General features: G+C 42.9%; 12 protein-coding genes. 6 read left to right on the top strand and 6 right to left on the bottom strand.

The window, feature by feature from the left end; all coding sequences use genetic code 11:
- The first annotated feature begins 217 nt into the window (after positions 1-217).
- From QNO02_RS22775 to QNO02_RS22765, 3 genes are all read left to right on the top strand, one after another.
- A complete protein-coding gene (locus tag QNO02_RS22775) occupies positions 218-565 on the top strand; it encodes a hypothetical protein (RefSeq protein ID WP_289390099.1) in 348 nt (115 codons plus the stop codon).
- Positions 566-609: 44 nt separating this feature from the next.
- On the top strand, positions 610-1,350 hold the full coding sequence (locus QNO02_RS22770) for a hypothetical protein (RefSeq protein WP_289390098.1): 741 nt from the start codon (positions 610-612) through the stop codon (positions 1,348-1,350).
- A 475-nt stretch (positions 1,351-1,825) separates the two neighbouring features.
- Positions 1,826-2,419 (top strand): YdeI/OmpD-associated family protein, encoded by a 594-nt coding sequence (locus tag QNO02_RS22765; RefSeq protein WP_289390097.1) that lies wholly within the window; start codon positions 1,826-1,828, stop codon positions 2,417-2,419.
- Here QNO02_RS22765 and QNO02_RS22760 read toward each other — a convergent pair.
- From QNO02_RS22760 to QNO02_RS22740, 5 genes are all read right to left on the bottom strand, one after another.
- A complete protein-coding gene (locus QNO02_RS22760) occupies positions 2,416-3,456 on the bottom strand; it encodes an alpha/beta fold hydrolase (protein ID WP_289390096.1) in 1,041 nt (346 codons plus the stop codon). The genes QNO02_RS22765 and QNO02_RS22760 overlap by 4 nt on opposite strands.
- A 219-nt stretch (positions 3,457-3,675) precedes the next feature.
- On the bottom strand, positions 3,676-4,335 hold the full coding sequence (locus tag QNO02_RS22755; protein WP_289390094.1) for a DUF554 family protein: 660 nt from the start codon (positions 4,333-4,335) through the stop codon (positions 3,676-3,678).
- A 16-nt stretch (positions 4,336-4,351) separates the two neighbouring features.
- Positions 4,352-5,674: an amidohydrolase family protein gene (locus QNO02_RS22750; protein ID WP_289390093.1), complete on the bottom strand. Its 1,323-nt coding sequence runs from the start codon at positions 5,672-5,674 to the stop codon at positions 4,352-4,354.
- 197 nt (positions 5,675-5,871) lie between these two features.
- Complete coding sequence (locus QNO02_RS22745) at positions 5,872-6,483, bottom strand: TetR/AcrR family transcriptional regulator (protein WP_289390091.1); 612 nt, start codon at positions 6,481-6,483, stop codon at positions 5,872-5,874.
- Positions 6,484-7,143: 660 nt separating this feature from the next.
- Positions 7,144-7,803, bottom strand: a complete 660-nt coding sequence (locus QNO02_RS22740) for a hypothetical protein (protein WP_289390090.1) — start codon at positions 7,801-7,803, stop codon at positions 7,144-7,146.
- Positions 7,804-8,158: 355 nt separating this feature from the next.
- Here QNO02_RS22740 and QNO02_RS22735 point away from each other — a divergent pair, with 355 nt between their 5' ends.
- The 3 genes from QNO02_RS22735 (at position 8,159) to QNO02_RS22725 (ending at position 11,169) form a co-directional block, all read left to right on the top strand.
- On the top strand, positions 8,159-8,428 hold the full coding sequence (locus QNO02_RS22735) for a hypothetical protein (protein ID WP_289390089.1): 270 nt from the start codon (positions 8,159-8,161) through the stop codon (positions 8,426-8,428).
- A gap of 197 nt (positions 8,429-8,625) precedes the next feature.
- Positions 8,626-9,663, top strand: a complete 1,038-nt coding sequence (locus QNO02_RS22730) for an ROK family protein (protein ID WP_289390088.1) — start codon at positions 8,626-8,628, stop codon at positions 9,661-9,663.
- Positions 9,664-9,969: 306 nt separating this feature from the next.
- Entirely contained in the window at positions 9,970-11,169 is a 1,200-nt protein-coding gene (locus tag QNO02_RS22725) for an MFS transporter (protein WP_076319958.1), read from the top strand.
- A 198-nt stretch (positions 11,170-11,367) separates the two neighbouring features.
- Here the strand turns inward: QNO02_RS22725 and QNO02_RS22720 are convergent, their stop codons facing one another.
- Positions 11,368-11,973 carry a DedA family protein gene (locus QNO02_RS22720; RefSeq protein ID WP_133385793.1) on the bottom strand — a complete coding sequence of 202 codons (606 nt, stop codon included), beginning with the start codon at positions 11,971-11,973 and terminating at the stop codon, positions 11,368-11,370.
- Positions 11,974-12,282 lie beyond the last annotated feature (309 nt).

Here is a 12,282-nt window from a genome sequence, read left to right as displayed (position 1 = left end):
AAATAGTCGGTCAACAGACCAATAGTGAGCGTAGGATAACTTAAGAATGCATGACGAGCCACTAATTATGCGGCTTTTTTTGATTTTTAATTGAAGAACCATAACTCTGAAGATGAAACTAAAACCATATCGGCTTTTTATGGGGATTATCTACATAAGAAAATATTATTACAAAATGTAACAATTCGGCACTACAACCGCTGGGGGATTTGAATGGATGCGGAATTATTATCCTAGTTCCAGTATTGGATATTATGCTAATGCAGCGTTAGGTTGGGCTGCCTGGTACAATACTACGGGTGGGCCTACGACTTTCAATTATTATCACACTTCGGTTGCCAAAACAAGTAGAGCGACTCCAATGTATTCTAGCTCTTGTAATAATTTGTCTGGTGTAATGAAAGGGCTTCAGTCTGACTATTATATGCAATCTTTTGATGCTGAATTGATGGCTTCTACATGTAATCCAAATGCGTGGAGGTTGCAGGATCACCAAGCAGTATCTAACTCAACAGGATATTTTGATAGTGGATATGTAAATGGCTGGAACTTAAAAGCAGAATAAAGCGTTAAGAATATATACTGACTAAATTAGAGGAGGGCCAATCTGTGAAGAAAAAAACATTGGTTTCACTACTCACCATACCACTGGTAGCTGCATCTGTGAGTGGCTACATGTACTTGAATGAACCGTCTGTAGTTAGTGCTCAAAGCGATGTTGAAAACGCAGCACTTAAGGCGACCCAGGGTAAGGTCGATTACATTAAAGAATCGTTTGAAGACGGATCATATATCGTTCGCTACCGGGACCGTTTGAATTTGACAGAAATCACTGAGGAATACCGTGATAACCAGCTTCATAATAAATTGATTATTGAAGATGGCGGTAAGAAGATCACTTCGTATGGTCGAGATTTCGAGACAGGAAAATTGGTTGGGAATACTTGGACCATGCCGGACAACATAGCTGCTGAAAATGAGAAGTTGCTACAGATCTCGCTGTTGGAGAATGCTAAAGAAGAATTACAGAGTCAGGATTGGACAGTACTGGAAGCAGCGGGCACACAATTCCGTTCTGCTACACAGAGTAACGAGCAAAAAGCTGTTTCGGAGGATAACCTCCACAAGGAAGTTGTAACCATTGATGTACATACGGGTTTACCGACAAAACGTGTGATTTATCAGAAAGACAAAAACGGTGAAATTGTAACTAGCTCTACCAAGACCGAAGAGTACAAGTACCTGGATTCTATGCCGATGAAGATCCAGAACTTTGCTCCGGAAGAATCCGTAAAAATTAAAGAAATACCGGCGCCTGTAATTGAAGATAAGGTGCTTGAAGGTTCATAAGACTTTCTGTTCCATCAACAAGTACAATTAAATAAGACAGCCAGCCCCGTACTTGAGAGCTGGCTGTCTTATTTCTTATCCGTAGCCGGAATTAATTTGACTGGATTTCAGACTATTCTATGAGCTTATCAAAAAGTTGTGGGTCCGTCTTCTTAAATCACTTTCTTTCCTTCTCCATCTCCTATGATCGATTTCAATGAGGGGCTGTTCATCTCATCCGCAGTCGCTGTATCTTTAGTGACGTTTGGGCATTGGATCAGTCTTCTGATAAGCCTTCTCCCCAGAAAAACAAAGTAGCCTTACCACTTTCAATATTAAGGAAGATCGCTTCCACTTTATGAAGTGTTTTGTTTCTATGAAGGTTTAAATTCAAGTGGAAAAGTCAATAAAAGCTCTGTAAGCAACGCTGTACAATCCACTGAAAACCAGTACAATTGAACCTATAAGAACATGAGATAAAGAGAGGAATTTCTCCATGACCGATACAAGTGGGAATCGCAAAGTTGACGGCTATCTAAAGAAACTCAAAACGTGGAAGGAAGAGTCCACAAAGCTGAGAGAGATTATTCGGGATTTTGAACTGACAGAGGATATGAAATGGATGCACCCTTGTTACATGCTGGATGGGAAAAACATCGTTTTAATCCATGGATTCAAAGAATACGTGGCTATTTTGTTCTTCAAAGGTGCTCTGCTGAAGGACTCGCACGGCATTTTGGTCCAGCAAACGGAGAATGTACAGGCAGAACGCCAGCTTCGCTTCACCAGTCTGGAGCAAATTGTGGAGCAGGAGGCTATGATCAAAGCCTATATCCAGCAAGCAATTGAAGTGGAACAGGCCGGACTGCAAGTGGAAATGAAAAAAACTGCCGAATATAGCGTTCCCGAGGAACTTCAGCAGCAATTCGATGAGAATCCTGCTTTCCGAGATGCATTTGAAGCACTGACACCCGGACGTCAGCGGGCATATCTCTATTATTTCTCACAACCAAAGCAATCCAAGACAAAAGTGTCACGAATCGAGAAGTACATGCAGCCGATCCTGGAGGGCAAAGGATTGAATGATTAAGGTGTTTGCTTGATAAAGGTATCTACCATCCAATCCAAGAATCTTTGCTTCTCTTCATAATGTGGGTAGTGAGCCGAGTTTTTATAGGCAATAAATTCCTTTTGATTTCCTTCAATCTGGTCAAAAAACACCTTGGCGGCATGGGATGAAGTCATGAAGTCGTAATCTCCCATGACAAAATAAAAGGGGAGGTCCAGCTTCGTAATCAAGGATGGCAAAGGACGGCTCAGGGCTTCACTTATCAGTATTTCTTGCGAATAAATGATCCCTTTATTAAAACGAATGGCATCCAGCATATTATATTCATGACTGAACGTCATTCCCAGGAAGCTGGTGTCAGGGCTGTCCATCAACCTTGATGCGCCTCCATAACGTTTAACGATATCTCGCGGCGTGAATGCCTGTCCTTGTTTGATCGGTTCATAGATCTGCTCCAACTGGTTTATGTCTTCATGATTATCGGCTAGTTGAGCTTGCTCCATAACGTAATTCCATCCGTCCATCTCGCTCTGTTGTGTATCTGCCATCTGACCGATCCCAATGTAGGCTTCATATTTATCGGGTGCTCGATGCGCAGCAAGAGTTCCTATGTATGTTCCGTACGAATGCCCCATCAGGATCACCTTTTTCTTCCCCAGACGTTGAGTAATATAATCCGTGACGGCTAGTAGATCCTCAACCAGCAAGTCAGCTGAGAGATTGGAATAGTCCTCGAAAAAATGATAGGATTTGCCGCTTGCTCTCTGATCGTAGTTCACAATCGTAAACTGAGATTCTAATAAATCTTGGACCTTTTTCGCGTACGGAAGTTCAGATGCGCCCGGTCCACCGTGTAAATAAAGGATAACTGGGTTGTCCAGATCCTGTCCTCTGATCATGATTTCATGTCCCGTGCCGTTGATTTTAACTTGTTCCAATACATGAATAGGGTTTGTTCCTTTTATTTTTGGCGTCCATGTTGGAAAATAAAGAACTGCGAGTGATAGGGTTAGAGTCGTAACACCAAGCCACAAACCTGTTTTTTTCATTTTGTTCATAGGATATGCCTCCTCTAGTTCAATGTCTTGAAGTGATTATCGTTCATAAACTCATAACTCTATCTTACGTGATTCGTCATTGATTCAAATCGTACGCCAGATTGAATGTGTTCTCCGTCTCAGGTTGGACATAAAAGACATCAGCCCTGATGAATTCAGGACCAAGGCCGCCGCTTGACTATCTTTTTATGTTTATGGAAAGACCTCGGTATGCTGAAGCTATAGCAGAAATATCGGAATAAATAAGGCAGGCAACAGGTTTAACACTTTGATCTTCGTAATCTTCAAGATGTTTAACCCCGTACAAAGCGCCAGGATGCCACCAATGAGAGTAATTTCGTTTATGATGTTCGTCGTCATGAAGACGGATAAGAAATCAGCGGAGAAGAAGACCAGAACTTCGATCACTAAAAGAATGAACGCCGAGAAGATGATGCCGATCCCGAAGGTGGATGCCAGAATCAATGACGTAATGCCCGAGAAAATCGTATTAATTTGCAAAAAGGTATTATCCCCCTGTAAGGCACTTTGTAGGGGCCCCAGAATCGGGATTGATCCCACGCACAACAGTGATATGGCAACCGTTAATCCTTCATTTAAACCATTGGACGAGAATTTGGTCATGATGTTGGACAAGATGTTCTCGATATTAATCAGTAGCCCAATGATCCCGCCTAAGGTCAGGAAGATGATAAACATAATCTGATATTGGCTGGTGGATATGCTGCTCATGGTTGTACTAATGCCTATGATGAGCGCGCTGATCCCAATCACTTGATTGAGTATGGACTTGTAACCGTCATTCATGAACCTTTTGGAGATGGCTCCAAGGGTACTTCCGCATATAACGGAAAAACAATTGATCAATATCCCAAGCATGATTTCACTCCTGAATTCACCAAACTGAGTTTAGAACATCGTCGACTTCTTTGATTCTTGTGACAGATGGTGTTTGAATTAGATTTCCTTTGACCATGACCATAGCGATGTCTGACAAGGCCTCAATATGTTCCAGCGGATTTTGCTCCATGATAATCAGATCGGCATGTTTCCCGATATCCATCGTCCCTGTAACATCGTCAACACCGAGGATCTTCGCATTGGTTCGCGTCACCATGTCGATGACCTGTTTGTTGTTCAGGTTGGCCTGTCTCATGTAATGGTCCATCTCTCTCCACATATCATAGTGAGTCACGTAAGGCATGGCGGCATCGGTGCCGATACCAATGGTGATGCCGTTTTCGATCGCTTGTTTCACACCTTTGAGCATGGAATCGTAGACGAGTCTTGAATTCTCTTTTACCGTTGCACTTACCTTCGTTACGTTGGTATCCAGTGAAGCGGATGGATAGGCAGCTTGTAGGGTGGGGATGAGTGTGGTGTAGCCATTCAGGGCATTGGGATTATTTTTGTACAAACGAATGATTTCGTCGTCCATCTCCGAACCGTGTTCAATGGTATCGACGCCACCTTGTAACGCAACCCTTACACCTTCCGTGCTTTCCACATGTGCTGCCACCCGCAAGCCAATCTTATGCGCTTCATCACAGATCGCCGCAACTTCCTCCACCGTCATCTGCAAACGGCCAGCTTCGCCGACCATCTTCGCATCCGTCACGCCGCCCGTCACGCAGATTTTGATCAGATCCACGCCGTGTTTCACATTGATGCGTACATTTTTTCGTGCTTCCCACGGGGAATCGCCCACCAGAGCCAGAAATGGAGCACCATGTCCGCCCATGACACTCAGGAAAAATCCGGATACTAGCAAATTGGGACCGACAAAGTCACCGTTGTTAATCTCATCACGCAGTTGGACGTCCGTGTAAAAGAATTCCCCCACGCTGCGCATCGTTGTCACACCCGCATGGAGTGCGGTCAGCGCGTTGCGTTTCATGCGTTTTTTCAATACGTTTCTGCCGAACTTCGTGTTCAATATCCGATCATAGGCAAACTGCAACAAACCTTCACTGACCGAGAGACTGAACGGTTTACCGTCTGCAAAGAGGTGGACGTGGGCGTTGATCAGTCCAGGCATCACGTATTTGCCTGAGAGGTCGATTGTTGTGTAGTGACTTGGGATATTCAGTTCATGATCTCGGCCGATATCCTGAATAAGACCTTGCTCATTGACGAGAATCGTCATGTTTTTTTGCAGATTTCGGTTGGAGTCGCCGTGGATCAGATTGACGTTTTTTAATGCGTAAGCGGTGTTCATGTGTGTTCCTCCTTAGAATGGTGGGTGAGGTGAGTGGTTAGGGTAACGACGATGCCTTTTTCAATAATGAATAAAAAATTCATTTTTGGGTCAAAAAAATAGGCAGATCTATGATGAAGTTTTTTTTGCGTGCAAACCAAGTGAAGTTGATCTGATCTGCACGCTTTGTCTAACCAGCATAAGTGATGAGATGGAGGTTATTCGTTGAGACTCTTCATACCGTACAGTCTGTATACATACAACGCTTCGAAAATTTGCTTCCGGCTGTCCTCACTCATATCCCGCTTCAATAGATCCAGGTTCATATCGATCACATTGTGTGCGAGGATGTTCAGTAAGATCAGGTTCTCCTCGGTGCCAATCTCATACCGTTTATATTGGTTCTTCAGATAGGCCTTCTTGGTTTCGATCATCAGCTCAACAAGCTCATTCTTGGCGTTGGTGTAGATGGTGCCTTTATTCTTTTCGAAGATAATCACAATCTGATTCCGGTATTTACGTAGTACATCCACCTGTTCCTGCAACAGCGCCGACTTTCGCTCGTTATCCGTTTCCTCGAACAAGGTCTGGTTATCAAAGTGAATGGTCTCCACCAGCACATTTTTCAAATAATCCACCAGATCCGGCGGCACAACGGCGTAGAATAGTTCTTTCTTGTTCTTAAAATAAGTATAGATGTTGCCTACGGAAATATTGATCTCATCCGCGATATCACTCATCTTGGCATCCACATAGCCTTTTTCAAAAAAGACCTTGAGCGCCGCGTATTCAATCTCTTTCCTGACTTCGTCTTTCTTGGCTTGCACCATCGGGAACGACTCCTTAATAGTGAATAAATGATTCGTTATTAGGATAGACCTTTTTGAGGGGGGTGTCAAATGGGGGAGGGAATGCCAACAATAATGTAACAAATATGCTATCTAAGTTGTAGCCAAGTGGATATTATTTATTTTGTCGGACTCGAATACAAGAAAAATTAAGCATCCATAGTTCAGTCGAATATTGAACCAAGGCTGCTTAGGGATTTTTGGCAACTGTCCTAGAAGACATAATTGATGTGTTCATTCCTAGAGTCCAAGCATATAAATTTCCGTTAACGTCAGAATAATAATTACCAAAGTAAGCAATGGTACTCGTGTTATTTAATAACTCTTCCGTTAGTAGACTCAGTATTAGTTTTTGTAATATTAACAACACCAGTAGTATTCCACCTTGAGGCTCCGTTACTGACATATCCAGCGTATGTTGAGTCAACATTTTGGAGATTATAAGTGAAATTTGAAGAACCTTGATGATTGTTACAATCAACAGAGTATCCAGAAGATTCTCCATTCGGGTGACAAGTATTAGGAGACTTATGTGCATATGCATTTATAGGAACAAGAGTTGATAAAAGAAGAGATGATACTGACAATTTTACTAGGAATTTTCTCATAATCTATACCCCATTTCTTTCTCATTGTTAATAACTACTTAGTTACTGATTCTATTTTCTTAATGAATTCTTCTTCGTTGAGCACTTGGGTGTTAGTCGTTTCATTGAGATTTAAAGTATGGTTATTCTCAACATCATAAAGTTCTTTGTCAATATATCCTAATTTTTTAACAGTGTTATTTCTAATATTATTATACATATTAGTCTCTTCACCCAGTATCCAATAAAGGTTTGGATATTCTTCTGCCACAGAACCAACAGCTTTTTTCAAGAATAGAATATATTCTTCATTTTCTTGGAATAACGGATTATCATTAAACAAGACTTCACTATTACCTTGTTGCATGATACTAATAGTTTCTGATACTAGTGTAGGGTCACTTTTTTGAGTACTTAGAATTTGAGCATTGAATATACTTTTAGGGACAGGTTCGGTAAGTTCACCAAGGTTTTCACGTAATACTACTTTGACAATTAAATCTGCTTGTTTAACTCCATCCTCGAAGGGAAATACCTCTAGTTGACCTCTGAAGGTTTTCTTTTCATTCGTTTCTTGAATATTAATAGGTCCTGAAGTCTGAGCATCCCCATTAACGACTGTCCCTGAATTCTTTTGATCAAGTGTACCTGAGTAAATCATTCCACCTGTCATTAAAGAGAGTATGACTGTTAAAAAAACAAATTTTTTATTCATAAAGCTAACCTCCAATCAAAATTTATGTTCTTTCCAATAATTAGACAGTGGAATTTATTGAAATGTTTCAAATATTTATATAAAAAATGAATTAATGATTGTTTTATGTTGGAAATCTAAAATAATAATACTTTATAAAGCCGCATTTGCTTCTGGCAACGTCAAAGTTTTCATTTACACAAAAATCTTGACGCTACCTGCTACACATGCAAAGCTTAAAAATCACTATAAATTCAGTCAAATAGATGATTACTTTTAATAAACAATGATGTGAATAGGAATACAATGGTACGTTCTCACGTACCACATCTTTTCTAGTGAGATGTTACCCTCTCCTTAACAAAGGAGTGATAACATGACAAGTACCAACAGCGAGGATCTGGCTTCGCAGTACGCACAACTAATCCAACATGAAGACGATTACGTCAACCAACTGGTCACCTGTAACAAACTCATTTTGGACGCCATGGACATCATCGCAAAGCAGGCAGGTGTGTTAGACATGGACACGGTGAAACAAGCAGCATATCACCTACATGCCATGGAACAGGATCTAAATCGAAAATTATTTAAAGTCCGACTGGAGAAGAGCATCTTGGCAAATCAAATGAGCCAGTCTACATAAACCACCTAACTAAAGGACGGTGCAGGATCACACAAGATGATCTTGAACTGTCTTTTTGTCTGTCTATCCAAACGTTTTTCGCTCCCAATTAAGCATTGACTTTCCTTCCAAATCGCCATACACTTCAATTATTAAAATACTTTTAAAAACTTTCATTGAATGGTTCGAAATGAACGAAAGGAGGCATATAACTAACGATGTTACCCACATCACACAACACTCAGCAGGTGAAGCGCATCAATGTTGAACTGGTGAAGAATACACTCCGATCCATGGGCGTAGGCACAAAAGCTTCCATTGCGAGCCTGACCAAACTCAGCGTAGCGACATGCGGCACGATCCTGAACGAATTACTCCAAACGGGTGAGATTATCGATCTGGGCCCGGATGAATCGAGTGGGGGAAGACCTGCCAGTCGGTATCAGTTTAATGCTGACTACGCCAGTGTGCTGTGCCTGATTATTCGAACGGAGGGTGGCATTCACTCGATCACACATACATATGCCAATCTGAACGGAGAGATGGCCGACGAACAGACACTCATTTTGGATGAGATTAATGTCACGGTGGTAGAGGATTTGATTGCAAACCTGATCGAACAACACCACAATGTGCAGGCCATTGGTATCGGCATACCTGGGGTGGCACACAACGGCGTTATTGGGATCTGTGATGTACCTGAGCTGATGTATCAGCCGCTCGGCCCAAGGCTCAAAGAGCAATATGAAGACGTGGAAGTGGTCATTGGCAATGATATGAACCTGACGGTCTACGGACTTTACAACCAGCAGCAGTTTGAGGAAGAGAAGAACTTTGCGGTGGTGACTTTCCCGGAGAATCATTTTCCGGGTGCAGGTTTTATCATTGATGGTCGTCCGCTGACCGGGAACACGCAATTTGGGGGCGAGGTATCCTTCTTACCTTTTGGCGTGTCACGGGAAGAGCAGTTGCGAATGTTGAAAACGACGGAAGGGTTGCAGGAACTCGTCACAAAGACGCTGATTTCCATCATTGCGATTATCAACCCGGCAGCGATTGTCGTTACGGGCGATACGATGGACCCGGCTATGCGGAATGACCTGTTACAAGGCTGTCTGGATCACCTGATCCCACAGGAGCATATGCCGGAGTTGATCATCCAAAGAGACACTCGGCGCGAGTATGTTACGGGGCTGGTCGCAGTGACGCTGGAGAGCCTGACCTACCGCATTCAGGTGATTGAGAAGCAGTGGTAAAGGACAAAGGAACTTTTACAAGTATTCTATTTTTAGGAATAATGCTTAACTATGTTTCCTATTTCATATGTACAAATCATTGACACGATAACGGAGAAGGCAGAACCAATCTGAAGAACGCCTTTATCCCTGTATTTTCACCTTTAGAAAAGATTCAAAAAATACAGGGATAACAGCGGTCGGAAGATGGTACTGCAATCGTAGTTATAACGTGCAATCATTTTCCTGAACACACTGGAGGAACTTATTTTGAATCAGCAAGCAGGTACGCAAGGCAACAAACGAAAGTTCAACAAGCTGTACGCCATGCAACTGGCAACGATCTTTCTCGGATTTATCGTATTTGGTATATCAGAAAATATTAAGGGGCCGGCCATTCCGCGCATTCAATTCGACTTCAATCTGGATGAGAAACAGCTCGGGACGTTATTGTCCCTGAATGCACTGGGGTACCTGATCGCATGCTCCTTCACGGCTATTCTGGTTCGCAAATGGGGCATCAAGGCGGTTAGCATCATATCGTTTGCATCGATGATCCTCTCGGGTGTGTTCATTTATGTGTCTCATACCTATCCACTCTTTGCTTCATCGTACTTCTTCATGTACATCGGTAACGGCATGCTGGAGATTGCTTTGGCGATTCTGGGTGCGCGTATCTTTGTGAAAAACACAGGTACGATGATGAACCTGTCCCATTTCTTCTATGGACTGAGTTCAACGGTAGCGCCTTTGCTGGCGACGGGTGTCATGTCCTTGAAGGTGTTTGGACACGAGCTGGACTGGCGCGGTATGTATCTGGTGATGTTGTCACTCTGTCTGCTGCCGATCATTGCGGCGCTGCGCAGCAAATTCCCGGGGGATGATCTTCCTCATGAGGATCGGACTTCACTGAAGACGTTAACACGTGATCCTGCCCTTTGGCTGATGGTGCTCATTCTTTCTTTTGGCGTGGTATCGGAGCTGGCGGTTGGGGGTTGGCTGGTTAATTTCCTGGAAAAAGCCTACACGTGGGACACGGTCAAAGCCTCCGGGTTATTATCTGCGTTCTTCCTCACGTTCTCGCTGGGACGACTGCTGCTTGGACCATTGACGGACCGGATCGGATTTGTATTGTCACTGATTCTGTTCTCGGCTTTCTCGGGAGTATGTACGTTCGTAGCGCTTGCAGGGGGAGAGCGTCTTGCGATTTTCTTTGCGATATCTGGCGCGGGAATAGCGATGATCTATCCAACAGTTATGGCATTTATCGCACGCAGATATCCGAACGGCAGTGACACCGCGATTACGTTCACGGTTACCTTGATGGGGGTTGGTAGTGTCATCGGTAACTATGTAATTGGTTGGGTGATTGAAGGTGTGAAGAATCTGTACGGTTCAACGACTCAGTTGGGACTGCTGCGCGGACTTCAGGCGGGATATGGATTCATCGGTTTATGTGCTGTGATCTGTGCGGTATCTGGCGTAGTGTTGTATGTGTATTTGAAAAGAAGGCAGGAATTGATTTAGAAATCAATTGAAACGATAAAGCCCCACTGATCGCCATGATCGGTGGGGCTTTGCATATGAATATAAGAGTAGATTAGTACGGTATATCATCTATCACTAGTAACTTAACAAATCATAACCACAGGCCATGTAGAGTAAGAATTTTTTTCATCATATACCAGCTACTCTACTATACAGCCCGCATTTCCTCAGGCAAGCCTATGACTTGTTCAAAGCCGTTCTTCTTTTCCAACGTTTCAAAAGCACGTACAATCCAAAAGCACCTAAGAAAACCACCGCTGCCGGAACGATATAAGGTTTAACAATCTCATCAACATGCTCCCATTGAGAGCCTAGTTTGAATCCTAAGTAAATGTACAATGAAGTAATCGGAAGCATGGCCAAGAATGTAAAGATACTGAATTTAAACACATTCATTTTCGCCATACCACAAGGGATGGAGATCACGGTCCGAATGCCGGGTACAAAACGTCCATAGAAAGCTACCCCACTGCCATATTTCTCGAAGAACGTATCGGAAGCGTCCAGATGGTGGGGGCGAATCAAGAAATACTTGCCGTATTTTTCGACCATCGGCCTGCCGCCGTATCGTCCCAACGCATACAACGTCAGAGGTCCAAACGTTCCGCCTACGGTACCAGCGAGTATAGCCAGCCAAAGCTTCATATCCCCAAGATACACCCAATATCCTGCCATGGGCAGCACAAGTTCAGCGGGTACGAATTCAAACGACAAGGCAATAACGAGACCTGCGTATGACAAATCTTTAAAAAAGAGTATAAATTGCGTGATCCATTCTGTCATGCTTTCCCTCCACGAATCTATCTATTTTTTATATTTAATAAACACTCCTCTACAAAGAGTAACAATAGCGAATAGAGCTTGTCAAAACTCACACGCATATCCGATTTAGCCCGTCACGGCGGGATATGTTAGGTCATACATAAGTGATATCTCATTCGACATGTATTGAGCAGGAGGTTGCTTCTCGAACAAGTTGAACTCCATAATCACCCCTAACACCAATATAACGCTCTGAAAATGCTTCCAATTATAGTATGATAAGACTATCACTAGCTTCTTCACCATCCTGTACATAAAGAGAAGGAGATC

Source organism: Paenibacillus sp. PK1-4R (assembly GCF_030369595.1).
GTDB lineage: Bacteria > Bacillota > Bacilli > Paenibacillales > Paenibacillaceae > Paenibacillus.
Note: the sequence above shows the minus strand (reverse complement) of the source record. Positions and strands in the feature narration are given on the sequence as shown.